The organism is Nocardiopsis rhodophaea (assembly GCF_039530945.1).
Lineage (GTDB): Bacteria > Actinomycetota > Actinomycetes > Streptosporangiales > Streptosporangiaceae > Nocardiopsis_C > Nocardiopsis_C rhodophaea.
Genome location: NZ_BAAAPC010000017.1, coordinates 117,469 through 142,164, shown reverse-complemented (window position 1 = coordinate 142,164; position 24,696 = coordinate 117,469). Strand labels below are relative to the sequence as shown.

The 24,696-nt window shown below is 70.5% G+C and carries 22 protein-coding genes; 12 read left to right on the top strand and 10 right to left on the bottom strand.

Annotated elements, in window-relative coordinates; genetic code table 11:
- Window positions 1–188: 188 nt before the first annotated feature.
- Window positions 189–1,418 carry a styrene monooxygenase/indole monooxygenase family protein gene (locus tag ABD259_RS19000; protein ID WP_344108581.1) on the top strand — a complete coding sequence of 410 codons (1,230 nt, stop codon included), beginning with the start codon at window positions 189–191 and terminating at the stop codon, window positions 1,416–1,418.
- Between the two features lie 55 nt (window positions 1,419–1,473).
- Here the strand turns inward: ABD259_RS19000 and ABD259_RS18995 are convergent, their stop codons facing one another.
- The 3 genes from ABD259_RS18995 to ABD259_RS18985 form a co-directional block, all read right to left on the bottom strand.
- Window positions 1,474–1,614, bottom strand: a complete 141-nt coding sequence (locus tag ABD259_RS18995; protein ID WP_344164283.1) for a hypothetical protein — start codon at window positions 1,612–1,614, stop codon at window positions 1,474–1,476.
- Window positions 1,615–1,788: 174 nt separating this feature from the next.
- Entirely contained in the window at window positions 1,789–2,181 is a 393-nt protein-coding gene (locus tag ABD259_RS18990) for a rhodanese-like domain-containing protein (RefSeq protein ID WP_344108583.1), read from the bottom strand.
- On the bottom strand, window positions 2,178–2,732 hold the full coding sequence (locus ABD259_RS18985) for a cysteine dioxygenase (RefSeq protein ID WP_344164280.1): 555 nt from the start codon (window positions 2,730–2,732) through the stop codon (window positions 2,178–2,180). Before ABD259_RS18985 ends, ABD259_RS18990 begins: the two co-directional genes overlap by 4 nt.
- Window positions 2,733–3,456: 724 nt before the next feature.
- On the opposite strand from ABD259_RS18985, the gene ABD259_RS18980 reads away from it, so the two are divergent.
- From ABD259_RS18980 to ABD259_RS18970, 3 genes are all read left to right on the top strand, one after another.
- A complete protein-coding gene (locus ABD259_RS18980) occupies window positions 3,457–4,407 on the top strand; it encodes a VOC family protein (protein ID WP_344108588.1) in 951 nt (316 codons plus the stop codon).
- 215 nt (window positions 4,408–4,622) lie between these two features.
- On the top strand, window positions 4,623–5,342 hold the full coding sequence (locus ABD259_RS18975; RefSeq protein WP_344108591.1) for a sulfotransferase family protein: 720 nt from the start codon (window positions 4,623–4,625) through the stop codon (window positions 5,340–5,342).
- Window positions 5,343–5,351: 9 nt separating this feature from the next.
- The gene (locus ABD259_RS18970) at window positions 5,352–5,822 is read left to right on the top strand and encodes an NUDIX domain-containing protein (RefSeq protein WP_344108594.1); all 471 of its coding nucleotides are present in this window, start codon (window positions 5,352–5,354) and stop codon (window positions 5,820–5,822) included.
- A 98-nt stretch (window positions 5,823–5,920) separates the two neighbouring features.
- On the opposite strand, the gene ABD259_RS18965 is transcribed toward ABD259_RS18970, so the two are convergent.
- The 3 genes from ABD259_RS18965 to ABD259_RS18955 form a co-directional block, all read right to left on the bottom strand.
- Window positions 5,921–7,081 carry a hypothetical protein gene (locus ABD259_RS18965; protein WP_344108597.1) on the bottom strand — a complete coding sequence of 387 codons (1,161 nt, stop codon included), beginning with the start codon at window positions 7,079–7,081 and terminating at the stop codon, window positions 5,921–5,923.
- Between the two features lie 248 nt (window positions 7,082–7,329).
- A complete protein-coding gene (gene ctaD, locus ABD259_RS18960) occupies window positions 7,330–9,006 on the bottom strand; it encodes an aa3-type cytochrome oxidase subunit I (protein WP_344108599.1) in 1,677 nt (558 codons plus the stop codon).
- A gap of 9 nt (window positions 9,007–9,015) precedes the next feature.
- Window positions 9,016–9,339: a DUF3040 domain-containing protein gene (locus ABD259_RS18955; protein ID WP_344108601.1), complete on the bottom strand. Its 324-nt coding sequence runs from the start codon at window positions 9,337–9,339 to the stop codon at window positions 9,016–9,018.
- Window positions 9,340–10,119: 780 nt separating this feature from the next.
- Between ABD259_RS18955 and ABD259_RS18950 the strand changes: the two genes are divergently transcribed.
- Window positions 10,120–10,782: a dienelactone hydrolase family protein gene (locus ABD259_RS18950; protein ID WP_344108603.1), complete on the top strand. Its 663-nt coding sequence runs from the start codon at window positions 10,120–10,122 to the stop codon at window positions 10,780–10,782.
- Window positions 10,783–10,875: 93 nt separating this feature from the next.
- Here ABD259_RS18950 and ABD259_RS18945 read toward each other — a convergent pair whose 3' ends face one another.
- Entirely contained in the window at window positions 10,876–11,583 is a 708-nt protein-coding gene (locus ABD259_RS18945) for a pentapeptide repeat-containing protein (protein WP_344164277.1), read from the bottom strand.
- A gap of 130 nt (window positions 11,584–11,713) precedes the next feature.
- Between ABD259_RS18945 and ABD259_RS18940 the strand changes: the two genes are divergently transcribed.
- Window positions 11,714–12,097, top strand: coding sequence for a PH domain-containing protein (locus ABD259_RS18940; RefSeq protein WP_344108607.1), 384 nt, complete (start codon window positions 11,714–11,716; stop codon window positions 12,095–12,097).
- A 30-nt stretch (window positions 12,098–12,127) separates the two neighbouring features.
- On the opposite strand, the gene ABD259_RS18935 is transcribed toward ABD259_RS18940, so the two are convergent.
- Window positions 12,128–13,786 carry a PucR family transcriptional regulator gene (locus tag ABD259_RS18935; RefSeq protein ID WP_344164274.1) on the bottom strand — a complete coding sequence of 553 codons (1,659 nt, stop codon included), beginning with the start codon at window positions 13,784–13,786 and terminating at the stop codon, window positions 12,128–12,130.
- Between the two features lie 247 nt (window positions 13,787–14,033).
- Here ABD259_RS18935 and ABD259_RS18930 point away from each other — a divergent pair, with 247 nt between their 5' ends.
- The 6 genes from ABD259_RS18930 to ABD259_RS18905 all read left to right on the top strand — a co-directional run bounded on the left by ABD259_RS18930 (window position 14,034) and on the right by ABD259_RS18905 (window position 23,142).
- Window positions 14,034–14,903, top strand: coding sequence for an FAD binding domain-containing protein (locus tag ABD259_RS18930; RefSeq protein ID WP_344108611.1), 870 nt, complete (start codon window positions 14,034–14,036; stop codon window positions 14,901–14,903).
- Entirely contained in the window at window positions 14,894–15,433 is a 540-nt protein-coding gene (locus ABD259_RS18925) for a (2Fe-2S)-binding protein (protein ID WP_344108614.1), read from the top strand. Before ABD259_RS18930 ends, ABD259_RS18925 begins: the two co-directional genes overlap by 10 nt.
- Window positions 15,430–16,782 carry an 8-oxoguanine deaminase gene (locus tag ABD259_RS18920; protein ID WP_344108615.1) on the top strand — a complete coding sequence of 451 codons (1,353 nt, stop codon included), beginning with the start codon at window positions 15,430–15,432 and terminating at the stop codon, window positions 16,780–16,782. The genes ABD259_RS18925 and ABD259_RS18920 overlap by 4 nt, the downstream gene beginning before the upstream one ends.
- Window positions 16,782–19,178, top strand: coding sequence for a xanthine dehydrogenase subunit D (pucD, locus tag ABD259_RS18915; RefSeq protein WP_344164271.1), 2,397 nt, complete (start codon window positions 16,782–16,784; stop codon window positions 19,176–19,178). The genes ABD259_RS18920 and pucD overlap by 1 nt, the downstream gene beginning before the upstream one ends.
- Before the next feature lie 348 nt (window positions 19,179–19,526).
- Window positions 19,527–20,981, top strand: a complete 1,455-nt coding sequence (locus tag ABD259_RS18910; protein WP_344108620.1) for an NCS2 family permease — start codon at window positions 19,527–19,529, stop codon at window positions 20,979–20,981.
- Between the two features lie 253 nt (window positions 20,982–21,234).
- Complete coding sequence (locus ABD259_RS18905) at window positions 21,235–23,142, top strand: serine/threonine-protein kinase (RefSeq protein WP_344164268.1); 1,908 nt, start codon at window positions 21,235–21,237, stop codon at window positions 23,140–23,142.
- A gap of 210 nt (window positions 23,143–23,352) precedes the next feature.
- Here ABD259_RS18905 and ABD259_RS18900 read toward each other — a convergent pair whose 3' ends face one another.
- Window positions 23,353–23,571 (bottom strand): DUF3099 domain-containing protein, encoded by a 219-nt coding sequence (locus tag ABD259_RS18900; protein ID WP_344108624.1) that lies wholly within the window; start codon window positions 23,569–23,571, stop codon window positions 23,353–23,355.
- 40 nt (window positions 23,572–23,611) lie between these two features.
- A complete protein-coding gene (locus tag ABD259_RS18895) occupies window positions 23,612–24,520 on the bottom strand; it encodes an oxygenase MpaB family protein (protein WP_344108626.1) in 909 nt (302 codons plus the stop codon).
- Window positions 24,521–24,696 lie beyond the last annotated feature (176 nt).

The window sequence follows — 24,696 nt, the reverse complement described above, 5'->3', positions numbered from 1 at the left end:
TTGCACTCGTACCACCTACTCTCGCCGCCGAACCCCCGCAGCGCACCGAACAGCCCCGACACGCCTGCCACACAGGGATTCCGGGGTCACGGGCGAGCGCCCGCACAGCGGTGCTAGATTCGCCGACTGGCGGCGGGATGCCGGGTTCCTGCCGTTTTCATGCTGATCTTCCGAGTACGGGTGGACCCATGCGCAGAATCCTCATCGTCGGTGCGGGGCAGTCCGGCCTGCAGATGGCGATCGGGCTGCTGGCGGACGACTACGACGTCACGCTGGTCAGCCTCCACTCCCCCGACGAGATCCGGGCCGGTCACGTGATGTCGACCCAGTGCCTGTTCGGCTCGGCGCTACGCGACGAGCACCGACACGGCCTCGATATCCACAACGAGCGGGCACCGCGCATCGGCGGGATCGGCGTGGGCGTCGCCGACAGCGAGGGCCGACTCGGCGCCGACTGGGTGGGGCGGCTGCGCGAGCCCGCGCGGTCGGTCGACCAACGGCTCAAGATGGCCGCGTGGCTGGAGGAGTTCGAGCGCCGCGGCGGACGCCTGATCATCCACGGCGCCACCGTCACCGACCTGGACTGGTTCTCCCGCTCCTACGACCTGGTGGTCGTGGCCACGGGCAAGGGGGAGCTCGGCGAGCTGTTCGAGCGCGACCGCGACCGCTCGGAGTTCAGCGCACCGCAGCGCACCATCACCACCGCCTACGTGCACGGTATGGCGGAACACGGCGCAGGCACCGTGCTGCGCCGCAACATCCTGCCGGGCGTCGGCGAGATCATGGTCACACCCTCTTGCACGCTGAGCGGTCCGTGCCATGCGATCGCAGTGGAGAGCGTCCGCGGCGGCCCGATGGACGCCGGTCCCGAACCGCTCCGTGACGCCGACGCCGTGCTCGCGCACGTCTTGGGGGCGATGCGCGCGCACGCGCCTTGGGAGTACGAGCGGTGCGGCGACGTCGAGCTCACCGACGCCCGCGCGGTGCTGCAGGGGGCGATCACCCCCGTGGTCCGCAAGCCGATCGGGCGGCTGCCCGGCGGAGGTACGGTGCTGGCGATGGGCGACGCGGTCGTCAGCAACGACCCGATCACCTCCCAGGGCGCCAACAGCGCGGCCCAGTGCGCGAAGGTCTACCGGCGCGCCATCGTCGACCACGGCGACCGACCGTTCGACGAGGACTTCATGCGCGCGGCCTTCGACGCCTACTGGCAGCACGCACGGCACGTGGTCGCCTGGAGCACCGTCATGCTCAAGATGCCCCCGCACGCCCAGGAGCTGCTGCACGCCGCGCACTACAGCCAGGAGACAGCGGACCGCTTCGCCAACGGGTTCGCCGACCCCGCCGACTTCATCGGCTGGTTTCTCCACCCAAGGCGCGCGTCGGAGTACCTGACCAGCCTGCCGATCCCGCTCTAGCCGTTCTGCTCGGGGGCGGCGCGGCGCCGACACCGGTTCCCGCGGGGCGCGGGAATTATTGGGGCATGCTGATGACCAGAGGGCCTCCGTTGTCCAGGCCGGTCAGGCCGCGTTCGACGACGACCTGGTCGGAAGGGACGGAGGCATAGGTATCCCTGGCGGCGTCGGCAGGGGCGGGCGATCCAAGGCCTAACACGGCTGCGCCGAATAGAGCTGCACAACGCTCCACAACTATCCAATCACTCGACGTGACGAAGGTGCTTCCCACTCTCCATCACCCCGGTGGGAACGACCTAGCCCGGCATCGACCCAAGACCCCGTAAGCACACGTCCGTATCCGGGTATGCACCGAAAAATCCCATAAACCCGGTCATCCGGTCACCGTGTCCCGCTCGACCGGCAGACCGGCGGCCGCCCAGGCGCGAAATCCGCCGATCATGTCGGTGGCGCGGCGCAGGCCGAGGTCGCGCAGGTGCGCGGCGGCAAGGCTGGAGGCATATCCCTCGTTGCAGAAGAGGATGACGCGCCGGTCAGCGCCGTCGGCCTCGGGGATGCGGTACGGGCTGGTGGGGTCCAGACGCCATTCCAGGACGTTGCGGTCGACGATCACCGCGCCCGGGATCACCCCCTCGGCGGCGCGGTTGACCACCGGACGGGTGTCCACGAGAAGCGCCCCGTCCGTGTGGGCGGCGTGCGCGTCGCCGGGCGTCACCCGGTCGAGCCCGGAGCGCCGACGGCGCAGCAGGTCGTCGATCGCACTCACCGGATCGCCTTCCCGGCCGACGCCGCGCCGATCGTGGGGACGTCGTCGAGGGTGACCACATCGGGCTCTGGGTCGTGGGTGAGGATGCTGTGCGTGCGCCGCAGCCCGCCGTCGTCCAGGTCGTAGTAGGACATGGCGGTCAGCGGAGGGGAGTAGGCGTGCACGCTCACCGCGGGTTCGGGCTCGCGGTTGACGACATCGTGCACGTGGCCGAGGGGGAAGGCGGCGCCGTGGCCGCTCGCGATGGTGCGCCCGCACAGGCCGGAGGCCCAGTAGTGCTCGGTGAGCACGCCGCTGACGACGGTGAGCGCGCCGAGCGATCCGGCGTGGTCGTGCAGGGCGGTGGACTGGTCCTGGGTCCAGGTGATCAGCCAGACGTCGGCGTAGGCGTCTCCGCGGAGCCGGACCGACCAGCGGTTCTCGGCGTCGAAGTGGATCTCGTGCAGTCCGGCGCGGACGTCGGCCGCGGTGGCGACGGTCAGTTCGATGAGTCGGCCCAGGGTAAGGGGCGTCGGTGCGGCGCCGAGGGCAGGGTAGGTGTCGATGCTCATGGGTGTCGTTCCAAGTCGTTCAAGGGGCGGACGGGTGCATGCGTCGCCCCTGACACCCCTCGTCGAAGATGAGACTGCGCCGCCGCGCGGGGCGACCAGCATCGATGACGTCCATGACCGCAGTTAACCACATTCCCTACATACTTGGTGGGTTACCTCCGCCACACCTGGGCGTCCACCACTCCCCTCGCCAACTGCGAAAACAGTGATTTCCTACTTTTTTGGTTGACAAAGACGACTTTTCGCTCAACGCTGGACCCGCGGCCCTGCGACGCGCGGAACCAGGGCCGCCCGGAGCGGCGTCGCCACCACGCGGGAGGTGGCCGACCCGGGTCGGGACCCCAGCGCCCCCCGTCACCCGCCCCAACCGCACCGGATCACCCCGGCCGGAGGGCCGCTCCACGTGTGCGGAGCAGGGCGGCCCTCCGACCGGGCCACCCAATCGCGGTCACAGCGCGGGAGACGGCTTTCACTTCCGACATCACGGCCGCAGTCGACGACCGGATCCGCGCCCTGGAGTCATCTGGCCGAAGGGAACGGCTTCCCTGGTGCGACGTGGTCGCCGCGCCTGCCGCACCCACGTCGCTCCCCACCGCGATCCCTCACGGCACCCCATTCCCCGCCACCGCCCGCCGCTTCTCTCGCGTGAAATTCCGTTTATCTTTCAACTGTTTCCCGATCACGAGAGACCGAACAGCCACACGCTGTGCGAGGAGAACCCCACATGGACGTCCGCCCAGCCGGACTGCACCACGTCACCGCGATCGCGAGCGATCCGCAGGCCAACGCCGACTTCTACCTGAACGCCTTGGGAATGCGGCTGGTCAAGCAGACCGTCAACTTCGACGATCCAGGCACCTATCACCTCTACTACGGCGACAGAGCCGGCAATCCGGGCACGATCATGACCTTCTTCCCGTGGCCGGGCGCCCCCAAGGGCCGCATCGGCGCGGGCCAGGCCACCACCACCTCCTTCTCCGTGCCCGAGGGCTCACTCGGCTGGTGGCAGCGGCACCTGGCCTCACTCGGGATCGCGGCCGCCCGCCCCACCGAGCGGCTTGAGGAGGACGTGCTCACCCTGCGCGATCCCGACGGCCTCGCCATCGAGCTGGTCGCCAGCACCGACGTCCACGGCACCGACCCGTGGGACGGCGGCCGCGTCCCCGTCGAGCACGCGATCCGCGGCATCCGCGCGGTCACGTTGACCGAGCACGACCCGGAGCGCACCACGGACATGCTCAGCGGCCAGCTGGGCTTCCACCTGGTCGCCGAGGACGGCGCCCGCTTCCGCTTCCACGCCACGGGGGCGGGCGCGGGTGTGGGCGCGGTCGTGGACGTCATCGCCGACCCGTCCGCCCAACCGGGACTGGTCGCCGCCGGCACCGTGCACCACATCGCCTACCGCGCCCCCGACCCGCGGGCCCAGCTCTCCTGGCGCACGGCGCTCGTCGAGGACGGCGTCGAAGTCACCGAGGTACGCGACCGCACCTACTTCCAGTCCATCTACTTCCGCGAGCCGGGCGGCGTGCTGCTGGAGATCGCCACCGACGGACCGGGCTTCGACTACGACGAGCCGCTGCTCGAACTCGGCCGCAAGCTGCGCCTCCCGCCCTGGCTCCAGCCCGACCAGGCCCAGATCGAGGCCGCGCTGCCGCCACTGAAGCTCGGAACGTGACACCCGTGGCCCGCTCGAACGTGACGGCCCCCGCCGGGACCGGCCGTCCGCCTCGGCTGAGCCCCGGTTCGTATTCCCGCCCGGAGGAGAACATTTCTGTCTCCTCCGGGCTACATGCACGATCGATGCATTTGCAGCAGTGTCGTCGTGTGTCTGGCGTCCCTTATGGGGACAGCGGACGATCCGGCGCCACACGAGAAGAACGGACACGGACGATGCTGCAGGTCATCGGCGCAGGCATGCCGCGCACCGGAACCGCCTCGATGAAGGCGGCCCTGGAACAGCTGGGGTTCGGCCCCTGCCACCACATGTACGAGGTGATCCAGCGCCCCGAGCAGTCCCGCCGGTGGAGCAGGGTACTGACCGACGATCCGGTCGACTGGGAGTACCTCCTTGAGGGATATCGATCCGCGGTCGACTGGCCCAGCTCCTACTTCTGGCGCGATCTTGCGGCCGCTTACCCCGACGCCAAGGTCATCCTCACCCGGCGCGACCCCCGGCGCTGGTATGCGAGCTGCAAGAACACGATCTTCGAGTTCAACGCGAGGGCAGCACGCGGCGAGAACATCGGCCGGTCCTCGGAACACGAGGAATTCCGGCAGGCGGTGCTGGACGTGATGTTCCAGACCAGCTTTGGCGCCACCATCGCGGACATCCCCGCGGAGGAACCCTCCATCGCGGGGTTCGAGCGGCACAATGCCGCCGTCATCGAGACCGTCCCCGCCGACCGCCTGCTCATCTACGAACCCGGCGACGGCTGGGAACCGCTGTGCGACTTCCTCGAAGTCGACGCCCCGGCCGACGCCCCCTTCCCGCACCTCAACGAGGGCCAGGAGATGCGCCGCATGCTCCAGGAGGGCGCCCGGACCGGTCGCTTCGCCACCCCCTTCGATCGGCGCGATGACGCGGGGACGGCCACGCGGGAACTCGGCTAGCCTGCCGGTATGCCGCAAAACTTCCTGCCCCCGGAGCAGTGGTTCGCCACCCTGCCGACCGCCTACCTGTCCTCCTTCGGGCTCATCAGCGACGAGTCGGGCAATGTTCTGATCGTGGATCCCAACTACCGCGACCACTGGACGCTGCCGGGCGGAGTTGTGGAGGAAGGGGAGGCGCCGCACCTCGCGTGCGAGCGCGAGGTGGCCGAGGAGGTCGGGCTGCGGCTAACGCCCGGGCCCCTGTTGGCGCTGCACTGGAGCGCCCCCCAGGGCGTCCGCCCCAAGCCGTTCGTGGCGTTCATCTTCGACTGCGGGACCGTCGCCTCCGACGCGGAGATCATTCTGCAGGAGGAGGAGCTCGACGCCTACGCCTTTGTCGAGCCAGAGGAGGCCGTGCGGATGCTGCCCGCACCGATCGCGCCCCGCCTCGAAGCCGCGCTGCGGGCCCGCAAGACGGGGAGCACCATCTACGTGCCGTAACCGGGGCCGGTCTGGGCGCGGAAGGGCCCGTCGGGGCCGTCCGTCCTCCGGCCCCGACGGGTCGCCGTGGTTCCCCTCGGGGCGCACGGCCCATCGCTTCAGGCCGCGTGCTCCTCGGCGGAAACGGGGACAGTCTCCCCCCGGCCACAGACAAAACAGGCCCTACGACGGCGGTAGTAGTAGGCCAGCGTCGCCGCGCCGAGCGCCACGCCCCACAGCGGGAACAGGGCGGTGGGCAGGACGCCGAGCGGCTGAATATCCTCGGCGGATCCGCCCACCGCCGCGCCGACCATCTCCGCGTAGCCCGACCACATCGCCACCCCGCCCACGGTCAGCAGCACCGCGACGACCGACGCGGGAACCACCGCGAGCGCGATCGGCACGCGTCGCCCGCTCCGCCCGACCATCCAGCGCGGGAACACCTCGCCCCAGCGCTGGATCAAACCGAGGGTGAGCACAGCGCCAACGAGCCCGAAGGACGCCAGGAACGCACCTGACGTCCACATGCCGAGCTCCTGTCCCTCGCGCAGGAACTCCTCGCTGATCCCCAGCGGAAACCCCAGCGCCCAGGCGAAGCGGGTGAAGGCGTACACGACGGGCGGGACGACGGCCAGGTAGGCGGCGGCCCGGCCCCAGCGCGCCGCGCTCGCCGGGCTCCGCCAGCTCTCGGAGCCCTCCCGCCGCCCACAGCGCGGGCAGCCGCTACCACTGCGGCGGGCATAGGCGAGTGTCGCCAGCGCCCAGAGAAACCCGCCGACCAGCCAGAACAGCTGGTGTGCCACACCCGTCTCCGCGGCGGTGCGCGCGTAGGCCGCGGCGACCTCGGGACGAGTGGCCAGGCTGACCAGCGCATAGGGCGTGTAGCCGATCAGGGTCAGCAGGTCGATGCTGGTCATCAGCAGCAGGAGCTGAACCGCGACCAGTACCCCCAGAGCGATGAGGACCGGCCGAGCGGTCCGGATCCCGCGGAGCATGACGCCACCCAGCACCGCCGCCGGGGCACCGACCACGACGACCGCGACCCAGGCGGCGTCCGGACCGAACCGTCCCACGACCGGTCCGGTAACATCCGACACCGCGTCGGACGCGTAGGGGAAGCCATGCCCGGTCAGCGCCCAATACGCCGCCAGTCCCGTCGACACCACCGACCACGCCACGGCCGCGCGGCCGACATACCGCGCACGCCTGCTGGCCGCCCGCACCGCCGCGTTGTGCGACGTCGGCGCCGTGCCGCACCGCTCGTTCGGTCCCTGACCCATGTGATCCCTCCCGGTTCCCCCGCAGGCCCACGCCTCGGTCCCGTGGGTCCCCTGTCAGCGAGGCCGCATCGAGCGTCTCACCAGGAGGGGCGGCCTGACCTCCCCTGCGAGGGTGGTCCAGCGGGCGGGGCTTCCCCCATGGGAGGGACACGGACGTGGGCAATGAGAAGACGCGGGGGCAGCGGCGCCAGCCGTCCTGCCTGACGCCGCGCCGCCCCCGGTATCCGACCGGACCGGTCAGGGCGGGGTCAGGCAGGCTGGTCGGGCCGGGCCCCGGCCGGCGTGCGGTACGGGAACTTGAGGTCGAAGGCGGGGCGCTCGCTGCGGATCCGCGGCAGGGAGCGGAAATTGTGCCGCGGGGGCGGGCAGGAGGTCGCCCATTCGAGCGAGCTGCCGTACCCCCACGGGTCATCGGAGTCCACCCGCTCGCCGTAGCGCGTGGTGTAGTAGACGTTAGCGAGGAAGAACAGGGTGGAGGCGCCCAGGACGAACGAGCCGACGCTGGAGATGGCGTTGAGCTCGGTAAAGCCGTCGCTGGGCAGGTAGTCGACGTAGCGGCGCGGCATCCCCGCCGCGCCGAGCCAGTGCTGCACCAGGAACGTGGCCTGGAAGCCGAGGAACAGCGTCCAAAAGTGGAACTTGCCCAGCCCCTCATGCAGCAGGCGCCCGGTCATCTTGGGCCACCAGAAGTAGAACCCCGAGAACATCGCGAAGACCACGGTTCCGAACAGCACGTAGTGCATGTGACCGACGACGAAGTAGGAGTCGGTCACATGGAAGTCGATGGGCGGCGAGGCCAGGAGGACCCCGGTGAGCCCTCCGAACAGGAACGTGACCAGGAACCCCATCGCGAACAGCATGGGCGTGGGGAAGGTGAGCTGGCCGCGCCACATCGTGCCGATCCAGTTGAAGAACTTGATGCCGGTGGGAACGGCGATCAGGAACGAGAGCAGGGAGAAGAACGGGAGCAGCACCGCCCCGGTGGCGAACATGTGGTGCGCCCACACCACCATCGACAGCCCGGTGATCGCCATGGTGGCGCCCACCATGGTCTTGTAGCCGAACAGCGGCTTGCGCGAGAAGGCCGGGATCACCTCGGTGATGATCCCGAAGAAGGGCAGCGCGACGATGTAGACCTCGGGGTGGCCGAAGAACCAGAACAGGTGCTGCCAGAGGATCGCCCCGCCGTGGGCGGCGTCGTAGACGTGCGTGCCCAGCATCCGGTCGGTGCCCATCGCCGCCAGCGCGGCGGTGAGCACGGGGAACGCCAGCAGGATCAGGACACTGGTGAACAGCGTGTTCCAGGTGAACAGCGGCATCCGGAAGGGCGTCATGCCCGGTGCCCGCATACACGCGATCGTGGTGATGAAGTTGGTCGCGCCGAGGATGGTGCCCAGACCCGACACGATCAGGCCCAGCACCCACAAGTCGCCGCCCAGGCCGGGAGTCCGCACGGCGTCCGACAGCGGCTGGTAGGCGAACCATCCGAAGCTCGCCGCGCCACCGGGCGTGAGGAACCCGCCCATCACCATGAGCCCGCCGAACAGGAAGAGCCAGTAGCTGAACATGTTCATCCGCGGGAATGCGACGTCCGGCGCGCCGATCTGCAGCGGCATGACGACGTTGGCGAAGCCCACGAACAGCGGCGTGGCGAAGAGCAGCAGCATGATCGTGCCGTGCATGGTGAACAGCGCGTTGTACTCCTGCGCGGTGACCACCTGGAGTCCAGGCCACAGCAGCTCGGCGCGGATCACCATCGCCATGGCCCCGCCGGCGAGGAAGAAAGCGAAGGAGGTGGTGAGGTAGAGGTACCCGATGAACTTGTGGTCGGTGGAACCGAGCCACCGCACGACCGCCCATCCCTGCTTGACGGTGGGGGTCTCGGTGATCTCGCGCGGGTTTCTGTGGGCCTCCGTCTCGGTCATCGGACCATCTCACTCTTGCCCGGCCACAACGCCGGGGCGCAGGTCGTACACGGACACGTCGGAGGAGGTGGGCGGGCCGCCCTCAGCCGGGTCGGGCGCACTCTCCCCGGTGCTGCCCATGACGAGGGCGAGGATCAGAGCCAGGGCGATGGCGGCGATGGCCGCCCACAGCATCATCGGCACCGGCAGGGGAGCGGACGGATCCATCGCCGGATCGGCCTCAGGGATCCGCTCGGCGCACCGCTCCAGGTGATCGGCGAACTCCGGATCCTCCACGCGGAGCTGCTCCTCGATCGCACGGAGCCGCTCCCTCTCGCTTCTGGACAAGGACATCGCGCCCGCCCCTCCCCGCCGCGTCGCATGGATCGGCCGTAGGAAGAATGGACCCCTCACTACCCGCGGTATGCGAGCACTAAACGGAGCGGCCCATCGGCGTCGTGGGGCCGACCGCGGTCCACAACGGATCGCGCTGATATTCGTACCCGCGCAAGCCGGCCCGAACGCCTCACATCGCCCACGTTCACGCATGGGAACCCGGGGAATGCGCGGAGCACCGGGGCCGAGAAAGTTGAATATGTAATGACATCTCCCCCGCACTGTGTCCCCGCCATCCCGACATCGACTCGGCGCCCCTCCGCCGCGCCATGGTGGGCGCTTGGGGCCGCGTGGCCTCCAGCCCGGCGCGCCCATCGTGGCGCCGGCACCTCTCACCAGGACCATATACCGCGACCTGCGCGGTTTCCGCCACCGCCATTCACCTGCCGCGCTCTGCCGAGAATTCACACCGACGCACGCGACCCGTTTCCCCCTCCCTCGAATAATCGTCATACCAGTACATACCTGGCCTCCTGATTTCGCATTACGGGAAAGCACTGAGTGCCCATTTTTGGCGCTTATGGAATGGCCACAATCCGTGTTTTCCCGGCGCACCGCCCGAGCTGCCGCACCAGCGGTTCCGAGCGCGGAACAAGGACCGGTAAAGGCCAGGATCGGGGGAAGGACCTAGAGGGAGAGCACGAAGAGGAGGCGTGGGACACGGCTTCCTCGTGCGTCCGACGGCGGTGGCGCGACAGCAGCGCCCGCCCTGCCGGACATCGCCAACCGGGGGGAATGATGACGCAAACGAAACCCGTGACCCTCGGGCCGCCGGATGTCCAACTCGCCGGTGATCTGGCTGTTCCAGCTGGGGCGTCCGGGATGGTCCTCTTCGCGCATGGAAGCGGCAGCTCCCGGCACAGCCCGCGGCAGAAGGCGGTGGCCTCCGCGCTCAACGAGCGTGGCCTGGGAACGCTGCTCTTCGACCTGCTCACCGATGATGAGGAGGACATCGAAGCCCGCACCGGCACCCATGATTTCCGGTTCGACATCACCTTGCTGTCAGAACGGCTGACCGAGGCACTCGACTGGCTGGGGCGCACCGAGGAGACCTCCGGGCTGCCTGTCGGTCTCTTCGGCGCCAGCACGGGCGCCGCGGCCGCGCTGCGCACATCGGTGCGGCGACCCGACCACGTCAGAGCGGTGGTGTGCCGCGGCGGACGCGTCGATCTCGCACAAGAGACCCTGCAACGCCTTGGCGCACCCGTTCTCCTCATCGTCGGAAGCGCCGACGCACCGATCGTACGGATCAGCCACGAGGCCGCGCGGAGGATCCGCGCACCCCACCAGGTCTACATCGTGCTGGGCGCCACCCACCTGTTCATGGAGCCCGGCGCGTTGGATGAGGTGGCGCGGGTCTCCGGCGAGTGGTTCGAGAGGTACCTCGGCGTGAGCGCATAAGCGCCGTGTGGGTGGTGGTGCGGTTATGAGGGAGAAGGGAGCTCCCGACGACTACCTTTACATTGTAGATTCATTTTTGTCCTGCGGGGGGGATCATTCGACGACGTGGACCCCGATCCCCGCCAGCAGCATGTTCGCCTGGGTCGGCGAAACCGTGGCACCGCGCAGCACGTGGGCGTCGGACAGGGCGATCTCGCCCAGGTCGGCCCCGCGGAGGTCGGCTCCGGCGAACGAGGCCCCCTGCAGAGTGGCGCCGAGCAGCCGGCTCTCCTTCCACACTGTCTCGCGCAGATCGGCGCGGGTCAGGTCGGCCTCGTCCAGTCGAAGGCCGTCCAGCTGCTGTCCGCGCAGCGTGACTCCCTCCAGGCGGGCCAGCATGAGGTTGCACCCGGAGAGGAGGTAGCCGATCCCCCGGCAACCGCCGAGCCCGGCTCCCGTCATCCGGCACCCGGTGAATACCGCATCGGTGAGCAGCGCACCGGCCCAACGCGTAGTGGCCAAATCGACCCGCTCGAAGCGCGCGTCCGCGCACTCGGCCCCGAGGAAGGACGCGCCCGGTGCGCCGCCGCCGTCCCACCGCGACCCGTCCAGCGCGGCGTCGTCCAGCCGCGCGCCGTCGAGCCGACAGCCGGTGAACCGCGCGTCGGCAAGAGCAGCGCCGCGCAGGTCCGCTCCGGTCAGGTCGCAGTCGACGAACACGCGGGGCCGCAGCGGCTCGGCTCGCAGCAGGCGGGTCAGGTCGCGCTGGGAGAGGTCGGCGCCGCGCAGTTCTCCGCCCGCGGCCAGGGTCTCGTCGGTCATGCGGGGCAGGCTAGCGCGGGCTGGTGACAAGGCGGCGCCAGCGCCGGAACCGAGCGGCGTCGCGTCTAGAATCGCTGGAATCGCGGAGATCGTCGGTTTCTCCCCTGTCCCACCCGTGTGAGGAGTCCGCATGACCAATGTCGATATCGTCTACGACCGTCCCGAACAGCTTGAGCAGATCCAGAGCGGCCTGATGCCCGGCGAGCGGATTCTGGCGGTCTACGACGCCATCGGCGTGGGGACCGGCTTCATCGGGCTGACCGACCGGCGGGTGATCATCCAGGACAAGAGCTTCGTCGGCCAGAAGGTCGCGATCACCAGCATCCCGTACCACAAGATCACGTCGGTGAGCGTGCTGAGCAACCGGTCCTGGGCGGGGTCGTTCTTCTCGTCCGGATCGATCGCGATCAACGTCGGCACGCAGGTGTACGAGGTGGACTTCCGCGGTGAGCACAAGAGCCACCACGTCCACAACATCGTTCTCCACTACCTCACGGCGGGTGCCGGGGCCTGACGGCCGCGACGCCCGTTGCCCGCCGCCCGGTCAGTCGCGCAGCTTCAGCGCCAGGAACAGGTCGACGCGGTGCTCCAGGTTGCTCAGGTCGCGGCCGGTGAGCTCCTCGATGCGCCCGATGCGGTAGCGCAGGGTGTTGACGTGCACGTGCATGGTGGCGGCGCAGCGCTGCCAGGAGCCCGAGTGCTCTAGGAAGCGCTCCAGGGTCCGCACGAGCTCGGAGCGGTGGTCCCGGTCGTAGGTGAGCAGCGGTCCGAGCAGCCGGTCGCGGTAGGAGGACTGCACCTCCTCCGGGACGGATGCCAGGAGCAGCTCGTGGGAGTCGATCTCGGCTCCGGCGATGATCTGGGCGCGGCCGTCGCGCAGCTCGGCCAGGCGGCGGGCGTGGCGGGCCTCGACGGCCGCGCCGCGCAGTTCGGGGATGCCGCGGACGGTGGAGCCGATCCCGATGGCCAGCCGGTGGTCGGTCAGGCCGGCTTCCAGCACGCGCAGGGCGTCGCCGATGTGGCGGCGCAGGCGCTCGGCGGCGCGGGTCCCCGAGTCGTCTCGTGCCCCGGTCCCGCCGCGCCGCGTGGCCGCGCACCCACCCGCCTCCTCTTTCGGGGCGGCCGGGAGGGACTCGGGCACCGGCACGACGGCCAGGACGTCGTTGTCCCCGGTGACGACGGCGCCCGGCCATTCGGCCAACAGCTCGCAGACGATCCGGCGGGCGAGGTCGGGAACCCGGGGCTCCGGCCGCATCATCGCGCTGATGACGATGTGTCCGGTGTCCGGGCGGCCGTCCGCCGCTCCCTCGGCGCCAACATGGAGCAGCGCGGCAACCTCGTCGAAGCGCTGGGCGGCCAGCAGCCGGGGAAGGCCCTCGACGTGGCGCGCTTCGTTCAGCGCGTTTTCCTCGATGCGGCTGCGGGCGAGCACCGCGATGGACGAGAGCTCGGCGACCGCCTCGCGGGTCTCCTCCGGCCAGTCGGCGTGGTCGCCAGCGCACACGAGTGTCCACCCGGCGAGGGGGTGCGACTCGCGGGTCTGCACGGGGACGAGCGTCACCGTGCGCGTGGTGGCGGGGTCGGCGGTGGGCATCGCCGTCGCGAACGGCGAGGCGGGCCGGGTCAGGGCGCGGGCGGCCAGCCAGGCCAGGTCCTCGCCGGGCAGGTCGGGGCCGGAGGCGGCGACCTGGCGTCCGGTGCTGGAGACGACCCATGCGTTGAGCCCCGCCTCGGCGGCGGCCGATGCGAACACCTCGGGGAAGTCCGCGCCGGCGGCGACCTCGGCCATCAGCTTGCGGTGGCGGTGGTGGGTCTCGGTGATGGTGGTGAAGCGGTCCTTGGTCAGCAGCCGCAGCACCTCCTCGGTGACCGCGCCGAAGGACGTCTGGCTGGGGACTTCGAGGAGCGGGAGGTCGTGTCTGCGACAGGCCTCGATGAGGTCGCTGGGGACCTCGCCCAGGGCCGTTCCCGCGGCGAGGCAGGCGACGTCGGCCTCGACGAGCGAGTTGACGAAGGTCTCGGAGTCGGCCGGGCTGCTGTGCCACATCATCCCCGTTAGCACGAGTTCGCCGCCGCGGAGGTAGCGCTTGGGTTCGAGCAGGTCGGTGGTGTAGGCCAGCCGGATGTCGCGGTGCACCTGCTCTGACCCGGTCAGGAAGCGCAAATGCAGCCGCGGAATGGCGAGCAATTCACTGATCTGCATGGACTTTCCCTCACGTCACCATCATCGCACCGGTCGGGCGGACCACGCGGTCCGCGTGGCGGACACGTTAGCCCACGACACCACTTGTAGAAAACAACGAAGGAACGGTGTCCACCTGGTGATCACTTCATGCCATCGCTACCTAGCACCCACTCGGTGAGGAGTGTTCTACTTCACATAGATGCCGAACGTTGGGTGAATTTCACTCAACGGACATTCCGCGACACGGCTAATAACGAGGACACGTATGGAATTCATGAGCCCTTCCACGTGGCAGGAAGCGCTCGCCGCCAAGGCCGAGCACCCGGACGCGGTGCCGATCATGGGCGGGACCGACGTCATGGTGGAGCTGAACTTCGACAAGCGTCGCCCGCCGGCGCTGCTCGACCTCTCGCGCGTGCCCGAGCTCGGCGAGTGGGGGCCGGACGGGGCGCACCTGCGTCTGGGGGCCGGGGTTCCCTACACCACTATCGTCGAGCGCCTGGACAGCCACGCCCCCGCCCTGGCCCAGGCCTCCCGCACGGTCGCCTCCCCGCAGATCCGCAACCGCGGAACCGTCGGCGGCAACCTCGGCGGCGCCTCCCCGGCCGGTGACGCCCACCCGCCGCTGCTGGCCACCGACGCCATCGTCGAGCTGGCGTCGGTCCGCGGCGTCCGGCACGTGCCCGCCCGCGAGTTCTACCTGGGGCTGCGGCGCACCGCCCGCCAGGACGACGAGCTCATCGCGGCCGTGCTACTGCCCGAGCCCACCGGCCCCCAGCACTTCAGCAAGATCGGGACCCGCAACGCGATGGTCATCGCCGTGACGTCCTTCTCCCTCGCGCTGGACCCGACCAACCGCAGGGTGGGGACCGGCATCGGATCGGCCGCTCCCACCCCCATCCGCGCCGTGGAGGCCGAGGAGTTCCTGAGCGCCGAGTTCGACTGGGACAACGGGACGGTGCCGAGTGAGGCCGCCGTGCGGCACTTCGGCCAGCTCGTCGCCTCCGCCGCCCGTCCCATCGACGACGTCCGCGGCAGCGCGGACTACCGCAAGCACGCCCTGTCAGTGATGGCCCGCCGCACGCTCGCCTGGTCGGTCACCGACTACCGGAAGGAGAGCAAGCGATGCGCGTGACATTCACCGTCAACGGTGAGGAAGTGACCGCCGACAACGTCTGGGCGGGAGAGAGTCTGCTCTACGTCCTGCGCGAGCGGCTCGGCCTCCCGGGCAGCAAGAACGCCTGTGAACAGGGCGAGTGCGGCTCGTGCACGGTCTACCTCGACGGCGTGACCGCCTGCTCCTGCATGGTCGCCGCCGGACAGGCCAACGGCCGCGACGTCCGCACCGTCGAGGGCCTGGCCGAGGAGTCCGAAAAAGGCTCCGACCAGCGGTTGGGCCACGTCCAGGAGGCCTTTGTCGAAGCCGGCGCCGTGCAGTGCGGGTTCTGCACGCCGGGGCTGCTGGTGCAGAGCGACGACCTGATCAACCGGACGGTCGGCGCGGGCAAGGGCGTCCCCGAGGACGCCGAGATCCGCGAGGCCCTCGCCGGGAACCTCTGCCGCTGCACCGGCTACGAGAAGATCATCGAGGCCGTGCGGCTCGCGGCCGAGCGCGAGGCCGCGACCGTCGGCGGGGGCGGCGGAAGCGCCGGGAGTGCGTCATGAGTACCCTCGTCATCGACGGTGCCTACGTCGCCACGGTGAGCGGCGCCGAGTACGTCGACGGGCACATCGTCGCCGTCGACGGCCGCATCACCCAGGTCGGCTCCGGGGCGGCCCCCGACGTCCCGGGCGCCCAGCGCGTCGACGGACGCGGCTGCATCGCCACACCCGGCCTGGTGAACACGCACAACCACCTCTACCAGTGGGCGACCCAGGGCCTGTTCGCCGATGGCACCCTGTTCGAGTGGCTGACCGGCTCCTATGAGATCTGGCACCGGCTGGACGCCGAGGTCGTCGCCCAGACCACCACGGCCGCGACGGGCTGGCTGGCGCTGTCGGGGTGCACCACCGCCTCCGACCACCACTACATCTTCCCCTCCGGCCGCGGCGACATCGCCGCCGCCGAGGTGGAGGCCGCGCGCCGGGTGGGCATCCGCCTGGACCTGGCCCGCGGCTCGATGGACCGCGGCCAGTCCGCCGGAGGGCTGCCACCGGACAGCGTCGTGGAGACTCTGGACGGCGCGCTCGCCGCCACCGAGGCGGCGATCGACGCCCACCACGACCCGTCGTTCGACGCCATGACGCGCGTCGCGGTCGCGCCATGCTCTCCGTTCTCGGTCAGCCGCGACCTCATGACCGGCGCCGCCGAGCTCGCCCGCGCCAAGGGCGTCCGGCTGCACACCCACCTCGCCGAGACCCTCGACGAGGAGGACCAGTGCCTCGCCGAGTTCGGGTGCACCCCCGTGGAGTACGCCGAGAAGCTCGGCTGGCTCGGCTCCGACGTGTGGTTCGCCCACTCTGTGCACCTCTCCGATGACGCGATCGCCCGCATCGCCGCCACCGGCACGGGCGTCGCCCACTGCCCGACCTCCAACGCGCGCCTCGGTGCCGGTATCTGCCGCACCACCGAGCTGCTGGAGGCCGGGGCACCGGTCGGGCTTGGCGTGGACGGCCCCGCGTCCAGCGAGATGACCCCGCTGTCCGGCGAGATGCACCAGGCGCTGCTCATGGCCCGCGCCCGCAAGGGCCCGCAGGCGCTCAGCTCCCGCCAGGCACTGCACATGGCCACCCTCGGCGGCGCGCGCTGCCTGGGCCGCGACGCCGAGCTCGGCTCCCTGGAGCCGGGCAAGCTCGCCGACATCGCACTGTGGCGGGTCGACGGGTTCGGCTACGACGTGATTGACGACCCGGTGGTCGCACTGACCTTCGGTCCCACTCCCCCGCTGGAGCGGCTGCTGGTCGGCGGCGAGACCGTCGCCGAGCGCGGTGAGCTCCGCACCGTCCCCGCAGGCGAGGCCGCTCGCGTCGGCCGCGCCGCCCACCGGACTCTGCTTCAGGAGGTGAGCCGCTGATGGCCGGCTCCGCCACGCGCACCCCCACCGACCTGTCCAGCACCACCAAGGACGGGGTGGGCGCCAGCCCGCGCCGCCCCGACGGCACGCTCAAGGTGACCGGTGAGTTCGCCTATTCGTCCGACATGTGGATGGAGGACATGCTGTGGGGGATGACACTGCGCAGCCCCCATCCGCACGCGCGGATCCGCGGGATCGACATCACCGAGGCGGTCAAGCTGCCGGGTGTCTACGCCGTGCTCACCCACGAGGACATCCCCGGCGAGAAGCGCTACGGGCTGGAGTACCAGGACCAGCCGGTGCTCGCCTTCGACAAGGTCCGCTACAAGGGCGAGGCGGTGGCCATCGTCGCCGCCGACCACCCCGAGACCGCGCGCCGCGCGCTGGACCGCGTCAAGGTCGACTACGAGGTGCTGGAACCGGTCAGCGACGCGCGCCGGGCCGTGTTCGACGACACGTGCCCGCGCGTCCACGAGGAGGGCACGCTCCCCGTCCACGAGGACTACAACCAGAGCGGCAACCTCGTGCGCTACCAGCCGATCCGCACCGGTGCGTTCACGGGTGACACGCCGGTGGAGGAGCTGCGCGCCCAGGCCGACGCCGTGGTCACCACCGACTACGAGGTCGGCATGCAGGACCAGGCGTTCCTGGGCCCGGAGTCCGGACTGGCGGTGCCGGCCGAGGACGGCGGCGTCGACCTCTACATCGCCACCCAGTGGCTGCACGTGGACCAGCGGCAGATCGCCCCGTGCCTGCGGCTGCCCCAGGACAAGGTGCGGCTGACGCTGGCCGGGGTGGGCGGCGCGTTCGGCGCCCGCGAGGACCTGTCGATGCAGATCCACGCGTGCATGCTGGCGCTGCACACCGGCAAGCCGGTGAAGATCGTCTACAACCGCGAGGAGTCGTTCTTCGGGCATGTGCACCGGCATCCGGCGACGATGCGCTTCGAGCACGGCGCCGCGAGCGACGGCACGCTGCTCTACGCGACGCTGGAGATCATCGTCGACGGCGGCGCCTACGCGTCGGCGACCCCCGCTGTGGTTGGTGTCGCCTCCTCGCTGGGCATCGGCCCCTACGAGGTGCCCAACGTGAAGGTGGACGCTTACGGCGTCTACACCACTAACCCGCCCTGCGGCGCGATGCGCGGATTCGGCGCCGTGCAGGCATGCTTCGGTTACGAGTCGCAGATGGACAAGCTCGCAGCCGAGCTCGGCATGCACCCGGTCGACCTGCGGATCAAGAACGCCATGGCGCAGGGGTCCCGGATCATCACCGGGCAGGAGATCGACGCGCCGCTGCCCATGGCCGACATGCTGCGGCGCGCCCGCGATCTGCCGATGCCCCCGGCCCGCGAGGAACTGCCCGACCCCGCCGACCTGCGGACTCTGCCCGGCGGCGTGGCCAACACCAGCCACGGCGAGGGTGTCGTGCGCGGGGTGGGCTACGGCGTGGGGTTGAAGAACCTTTGCTTCTCCGAGGGCTTCGACGACTACTCCACCGCGCGGGTGCGCATGGAGGTCATCGGCGGCGAGCCGTCGGTCATGGTGCACACAGCCGCGGCCGAGGTGGGCCAGGGCCTGGTGACCGTCCAGGGCCAGATCGCCCGCACCGAGCTGGGTGTTGAGCGCGTGACCATCCACCCCGCCGACACCCAGGTCGGCTCGGCCGGGTCCTCCTCCGCCTCCCGCCAGTCCTACATGACCGGCGGCGCGGTGAAGACGGCCTGTGAGGCGGTGCGCGCGCGGATCTTCGACCTGGTGCGCGAGCGCGGCCTGGTCTCCAGCGACCACCCCCTCAGCGGGCTGAGCCTGGTCGGCGGAAAGGTGGTCTCCGAGAGTGACGGGGTACTCGTCTCCCTGTCCGACCTGCTCGGCGGCACCGTCGTGGAGGAGACCCGCGAGTTCCACCACCGCCCCACCGAGATGCTCGACCCGACCCAGGGCCAGGGCGCCTCGCACACCCAGTTCGGGATGTGCGTACACCGGGCGGTGGTCGACGTCGATGTTGAGCTCGGCTTGGTCAAGGTCGTGGCGCTGGACGCGGTTCAGGACGTCGGCAAGATCATGCACCCGCAGCAGCTCGCGGGGCAGATTCAGGGCGGCGCCACCCAGGGGCTGGGCCTGGCGCTGATGGAGGAGATCCAGGTCTCCGACAGCGAGATCCGCAACCCGTCGTTCACCGACTACCTGATCCCGACCATCCTCGACACGCCGCCGATGCGGATCGACGTGCTGGAACACCCCGACCCGCATGCGCCCTACGGCCTGCGCGGGGCGGGAGAGCCGCCGACGCTGTCGTCGACCCCGGCGATCATCGCGGCGGTCCGCGACGCCACCGGAAGGCCGCTGACCCATGCCCCCGTCCGCCCGGAGGACATCGTGGGTATCGAGCTCTAGCGGCCCTGCGTACCGGCGCAGGCGTCCACAGACCTCGTCGCCCCCAATTCACCGCGGGTCGACGAGCGGGACCTGCCCGCCCCGAGCCGCCGGCGCCCTCGGTGCCGGGGCGGGCAGCCATCCCGGTTACTCGCGTCAGGTTCGCTCGGCCGGATCCGTGTGAGGGTGACCCTCACCGGTCCGGCAGGCGCGTCCGACGCGGGCGGTCCCAACCACCGAATAGCCACCACTGCGCGCTTATCAACGATTTCACCAGTGATGACTTCGGAAAGTGACGATTTAAACACGTAAAGAAATCGCGACCGGATTATCCGCGTCCGATCCCCCCATTTCCCTCCAGGAGGGGACATGACTCGTCTCGACACAGCGGGCTCCCAACCGCAGCCGCAAGCCCCTGCGGACGCCCGGCCGACTCGATCCTGGCTCGATCGGTTCTTCTTCATCACCGAACGCGGCTCCGGCATCGGGCAGGAGATCCGCGGTGGTCTCACCACGTTCATGGCGATGGCCTACATCATCGTCCTCAACCCGATCATCCTCAGCGGCGTCACCGACGTGAACGGCGACACCCTCTCCGCCGCACAGCTGACCACGATGACCTGCCTGTCGGCGGGGATCGTCACCATCCTCATGGGGGTGGTGGGACGCGCCCCGATCGCCTGCGCCGCCGCTCTCGGCGTCATGGCGGTCGTCGCCTACCAGGCAGCCCCGCAGATGACCTGGGCCGAAACCATGGGCCTAGTGGTCTGGCAGGGCATCGCCATCATCCTGATGGTGGTCACCGGGGTCCGGACGGCGGTGATGAACGCGCTGCCGCACAACCTCAAGCTGGCCATCGGTGTCGGCATCGGCCTGTTCGTGGCGCTCATCGGCTTCACCAACGCCACGTTCCTCAGCGCGGGCGAGAGCAAGCTGCTACAGCTCGGCACAGCCGGGCATTTGGCTGGCTGGCCGGTGGCCGTGTTCCTCATCGGCCTGGGCACCGCGACGGTCCTGCTCGCCCGCCGGGTCCCCGGAGCGATCTTCTACGGCATCATCACCGCGACGGTGGTCGCCGTCATCGTGCAGTACGCGTTCCAGGTCCCCGAGGAATCCTGGGGTACGCAGGCCCCCACGCTTCCCACCAGCCCCTTCTCCCCGCCCGACTTCGGCCTGCTGTTCCAGGTCGACATGTTCGGCGCCTGGCAGTCGGCGGGCGTGGCCAGCGCCGGGGTCATCCTGTTCACCCTCGTCCTGGCCGGGTTCTTCGACGCGCTGGGGACCATCCTGGCGATCGGCAAGAAGGCCAACCTCACCGCCGAGGACGGCCAGATGCCGCGGGTCAACCAGATCCTGGCCACCGACGGCGCGGGCGCTATCAGCGGCGGCCTGACCAGTTCCTCGGCCACCCTGGTGTTCGTCGAGTCCACCGCGGGCGTCAGTGAGGGCGCGCGCACCGGGCTGGCCAGCGTCGTCACCGGCGGGCTGTTCCTGTTGGCGCTGTTCTTCGCGCCGGTGTTCAGCGTGGTCCCGGCCCAGGCGGCCTCGGTCGCCATGGTCCTGGTCGGCGCCATGATGATGATGCACGTCGGGCAGATCGCGTGGGACGACATCACCGTCGCCGTCCCGGCGTTCCTGACGATCGCGGTCATGCCGTTCACCTACGACATCGCGCACGGCATCGGCGCCGGGATCATCTCCTACACGCTGATCAAGAGCGCCAGCGGGCAGTCCCGCGACGTTGGCTGGCTGATGTGGGCGCTCAGCGGTGTCTTCGTCATCCACTTCGGACTGGCGGGGATCGAGAAACTCCTGGGGATCTAGCGGGTCCCCCTCGACGGCAAGGTCCCGCCGCCACCCCACCTCCCATCACCCATTCACCCATGGATCGGGCCGCGCCCCCTCCCCTCGGGGCGCGGCCCAATGTGCGCTGCCCCGGCCAGATCCCAATTCGATCAAGCAAGGCAATTGTGGCGTCAGGGACAAGGAGCCAGGGGAGAACCGCTGCGTCCAATGGGAGACAGGGACGAGCACGGCGTGCCCCACCGCGCGTCGTGCGATGGGAGGGGACACCTGCATGACGAGTCCGTTGAAGAAGGGGGACCCGACGCATATCGGGCCCTACGAAGTGACCGCGCGGATCGGAAAGGGCGGCCAGGGGACCGTGTACCTGGGGCGGGCGCCCGGCGGTGACGAGGTCGCGATCAAGGTGCTGACCAGCGAGTGGGCCGGAGACGCGCGCCAGCGCGCCCGGTTCGCCCGAGAGCTGGAGTCCGCCCACAAGGTCGCGCCCTTCTGCACCGCGGCGGTTCTCGACGCCGACCTCGACGCCCCCGCCCCCTACATCGTCAGCGAGTACGTGCGGGGGCCGAACCTGCGTGAGGCCGTGCTGCGGGAAGGGCCGCGCCGGAGGTCCGCTTTGGACCGGCTGGCCATCGCCACGGCGACCGCGCTGGTCGCCATCCACCAGGCCGGCGTGGTCCACCGCGACTTCAAACCCGCCAACGTGCTGCTCAGCGCGGACGGGCCGCGCGTCATCGACTTCGGGATCGCCCGCAACACCGACAGCACGGTCACCCAGACCAACTCGGTGACGGGCACGCCCGCCTACATGGCGCCCGAGCAGATCCGCGGCGGGGAGATCGGCCCCCCGGCCGACATGTTCGCCTGGGCCGGGGTCATCGCGTTCGCCGCCACGGGCAACGGGCCGTTCACCGCCGACAGCGTGCACACGGTGATCCACCGCATCCTGAGCGAGCCGCCCGACCTGACGGAGGTCCCGGACAACCTGCGCCCGCTGCTGGAGGCGTGCCTCAGCAAGGACCCGGAGCAGCGTCCCACCGCCGCCAAGGTCCTCGGACTGCTGGTGGGGCACGACTTCACGAACGGGGCGTCCGCCTCCGGACCCGCCGACCCGGTCACGGCCGTGCTGCGGGAGGGCGCGACGGCCGCGGTCGACGAGCGGACGCGCATCGAGACGATCGAGATCTCCTCCCAGGGATCGCGGCCCGATACCGCTTCCTCCCCCGTGCCGACTTCCTCAGGCGGGGAGGCCACGGAGAAGCAGGAGAGCCGGGAAGCCGCGAGGGACGGCAGCGCGGCACGCGGCGAGGGGACGGAGACCACCGAGCGGACCACGGGCCAGCTCCGCGCCGGGTCGGGCTTGCATGGGAGCGAGACGACGACGCGGCGCGGCCGTATCCCTGGCCGTCTCCTGGGATCGCGGCGAATGACCCGGGAGACGCCCTCCGCGCTTCCGCTGGACCCCGCGGGGCGGAGCGGGTCGGAGCAGACCGGCCCCCGGCACGGGACACCCCGGAGGTTCGGGCGGCGCCTGCTCGTGGGCCTGTCGCTGGCGTGGCTGCTGGTCCTGGGCGGAGCGGCGGCCTGGGCGCTGCTCACCGACGGCGGGTTCGCCGGACTCCACACCCTCATCACCCCCTCCGACGGGACCGACCCCGATACGGGGACCGGTGGCGGCTCCGATCCCGACGGCGGCGGCGCGGACCAGGAGGGAGGCGGCGGAAACCAGCCCGTGAACGGCGGAGGCGGTGACGGCGGCGAGGGCCACGGCGGAGGCGACCGTACCGACGACGGCACCAACGGCCACGGCGGGACCGGTGACGGCACTGGCGGCGGAAACGGTGGCGATGCCGACGACGGTCACGGTGACGGTGGTAACGACGGCGGCTCCGGTGACGGCCAGAACGGTGGTGCTGACGACGGCCATAACGGCGACGGCGGCTCTGGCGCGGGAGGCACCGGCGGCGGAGACGGACACGGCAACGGCGATAACGGCGGCGGATCAGGAGGCGGCACCGACGACCCCAGCCCCCACGACCCGACCCCCAGGGGCGGCACCGGAGATCTGGACCCCCTCCCGTCTACCCCCCGTGGCGAAGCTGACCCCGGGACGCGCAGCGCCCCCGAGCCCAACAGCGGAACGGACGCCAGTCAGGCCCCCGAAGGTGAGACAGACGAATAGCGAGGCCGCGGGGCGACACGCGAGGCTGGCGCACCGCACCGCACCGGCCCGGTGCGATCGCGCATGTCCGTCCCCGGCCCCGAAGCGATTTGAGGTCCGGCTTCCGTACCGGGCGCGCGCCTGCCGCCCTTCCGGGGGCCGTCCCGCACCCGCGCGGGCAACCAAGTGACGGCATCGCCCCCGGAACGGCTCGCGGCAGCGCGGGGTGCGTCAGCCCGCGTACGGGCCGAACGGCGTGTCGCGGTCTTCGGGGTCGGTGGGGTCGGGCGTGTTGGCCACGATCACCGCGATGGGTGGGCACACCATGGCGACCAGGCACATCGCGACGGCCGGGATGACGCCGAAGAGGTAGTAGACCGGCAGCGACCCGGCGAACAACGTCAGGCAGGTTCCCATGAGCCACGCGTAGCGGCGGACACGCCGTCTCATCCCTCCACAGTAGTCCCCCGCCTCCCACCGCCCCTCATTCTCATGACGCGGGGGCCATCGCGTGCCGACGGCGCGGTTTCCGCACTCCGACCAGTCCGTCGCGCACGTCGTATCCGGCGGCTGCCAGGCGCTCCCGGGCGGCCAGGGCGCTGCGCAGCGTCTCCTCGTCGAAGATCCGGTTGTACAGGCTGTCGGGGGTCGCGTTCAGGGTTCGGCGCAGGGCGGCCAGCCCGGCCGTGGTGGCGGTCTGGCCGCCCGGGAGTTCGGGCAGCACGCGGTACTGCCGCCGCGCCCAGTCGGGCAGGGTGTGGTACGCCATGGCGCCAATCGGGAACCACAGCGGTTTGAGGGCGGCCAGTGCCTTCAGGCGGTCCGGGACCGTCGGCCACAGGAGGAACCGCACCGCCTGGACCGCCTCCGGGGTCACCCGCAGTCGCGGCCGGACCTCCGCCAGGTAGCGGCGCATCTCGGCCAGGGACGCGGGAACCTCGTCGGGGCTCAGGCCGACGTAGGTGGCGGTGTGCGCCTGTTCGGCGATGTACCGGTCGGCCTCGGCCGGGGCGACGGGCAGACCGGCGCGGGTGACGACCTCCAGATAGGAGACGACCTCGGCGCAGTGCACCCACACCAGCAGGTCGCGTTCGTCGACCCGGTGCCGGCGGCCGGTACGGGGATCGGTGAACGACAGCCGGGCGTGGACGCGCCGGATCCGCTCTCCCAACGCGTCGGCCTCAGGCGGGCTGCCGTAGGTGGTGACCGCGACGAAGTGGGTGGTGCGCAGCAGGCGTCCGGTGGGGTCGTCGGTGAAGTCCGACCGCTGCCACACGCCCTGCATGGCCACCGGGTGCAGCGCCTGCAACATCAGGGCGCGCACCCCGGCCACCCACATGGCGCGGTCGAGATGGATACGCCAGGTGATGCTCTCCGGAGGGGCGACCGTCGGCCGCATGCGAGCCCACCTCTCCTTCCCATCCTTGCGACGGGCCGCCGCCCTCGTGCGCGACGGTCGTGTCTCCAGGGGACGCACGCCAGTCTAACGACCGCTTGGTTGGCGGCTTCCTTGGGGGAGGCGCACAGGACGCTGGGGCGGCGGGACAGATCCGGGCCCAAGGCCCTGTATCCGCG

What these genes read in the sequence shown, in the direction of transcription:
- ABD259_RS18920 (WP_344108615.1), top strand. Translation starts at nt 15,430, where the DNA reads ATGAGTACCCTCGTCATCGACGGTGCCTACGTCGCCACGGTGAGCGGC.
- ABD259_RS18955 (WP_344108601.1), bottom strand. Translation starts at nt 9,339, where the DNA reads ATGTCCTTGTCCAGAAGCGAGAGGGAGCGGCTCCGTGCGATCGAGGAG.
- ABD259_RS19000 (WP_344108581.1), top strand. Translation starts at nt 189, where the DNA reads ATGCGCAGAATCCTCATCGTCGGTGCGGGGCAGTCCGGCCTGCAGATG.
- ABD259_RS18900 (WP_344108624.1), bottom strand. Translation starts at nt 23,571, where the DNA reads ATGAGACGGCGTGTCCGCCGCTACGCGTGGCTCATGGGAACCTGCCTG.
- ctaD (WP_344108599.1), bottom strand. Translation starts at nt 9,006, where the DNA reads ATGACCGAGACGGAGGCCCACAGAAACCCGCGCGAGATCACCGAGACC.
- ABD259_RS18905 (WP_344164268.1), top strand. Translation starts at nt 21,235, where the DNA reads ATGACGAGTCCGTTGAAGAAGGGGGACCCGACGCATATCGGGCCCTAC.
- ABD259_RS18950 (WP_344108603.1), top strand. Translation starts at nt 10,120, where the DNA reads ATGACGCAAACGAAACCCGTGACCCTCGGGCCGCCGGATGTCCAACTC.
- pucD (WP_344164271.1), top strand. Translation starts at nt 16,782, where the DNA reads ATGGCCGGCTCCGCCACGCGCACCCCCACCGACCTGTCCAGCACCACC.
- ABD259_RS18945 (WP_344164277.1), bottom strand. Translation starts at nt 11,583, where the DNA reads ATGACCGACGAGACCCTGGCCGCGGGCGGAGAACTGCGCGGCGCCGAC.
- ABD259_RS18970 (WP_344108594.1), top strand. Translation starts at nt 5,352, where the DNA reads ATGCCGCAAAACTTCCTGCCCCCGGAGCAGTGGTTCGCCACCCTGCCG.
- ABD259_RS18975 (WP_344108591.1), top strand. Translation starts at nt 4,623, where the DNA reads ATGCTGCAGGTCATCGGCGCAGGCATGCCGCGCACCGGAACCGCCTCG.
- ABD259_RS18985 (WP_344164280.1), bottom strand. Translation starts at nt 2,732, where the DNA reads ATGAGCATCGACACCTACCCTGCCCTCGGCGCCGCACCGACGCCCCTT.
- ABD259_RS18930 (WP_344108611.1), top strand. Translation starts at nt 14,034, where the DNA reads ATGGAATTCATGAGCCCTTCCACGTGGCAGGAAGCGCTCGCCGCCAAG.
- ABD259_RS18925 (WP_344108614.1), top strand. Translation starts at nt 14,894, where the DNA reads ATGCGCGTGACATTCACCGTCAACGGTGAGGAAGTGACCGCCGACAAC.
- ABD259_RS18980 (WP_344108588.1), top strand. Translation starts at nt 3,457, where the DNA reads ATGGACGTCCGCCCAGCCGGACTGCACCACGTCACCGCGATCGCGAGC.
- ABD259_RS18895 (WP_344108626.1), bottom strand. Translation starts at nt 24,520, where the DNA reads ATGCGGCCGACGGTCGCCCCTCCGGAGAGCATCACCTGGCGTATCCAT.
- ABD259_RS18965 (WP_344108597.1), bottom strand. Translation starts at nt 7,081, where the DNA reads ATGGGTCAGGGACCGAACGAGCGGTGCGGCACGGCGCCGACGTCGCAC.
- ABD259_RS18940 (WP_344108607.1), top strand. Translation starts at nt 11,714, where the DNA reads ATGACCAATGTCGATATCGTCTACGACCGTCCCGAACAGCTTGAGCAG.
- ABD259_RS18910 (WP_344108620.1), top strand. Translation starts at nt 19,527, where the DNA reads ATGACTCGTCTCGACACAGCGGGCTCCCAACCGCAGCCGCAAGCCCCT.
- ABD259_RS18935 (WP_344164274.1), bottom strand. Translation starts at nt 13,786, where the DNA reads ATGCAGATCAGTGAATTGCTCGCCATTCCGCGGCTGCATTTGCGCTTC.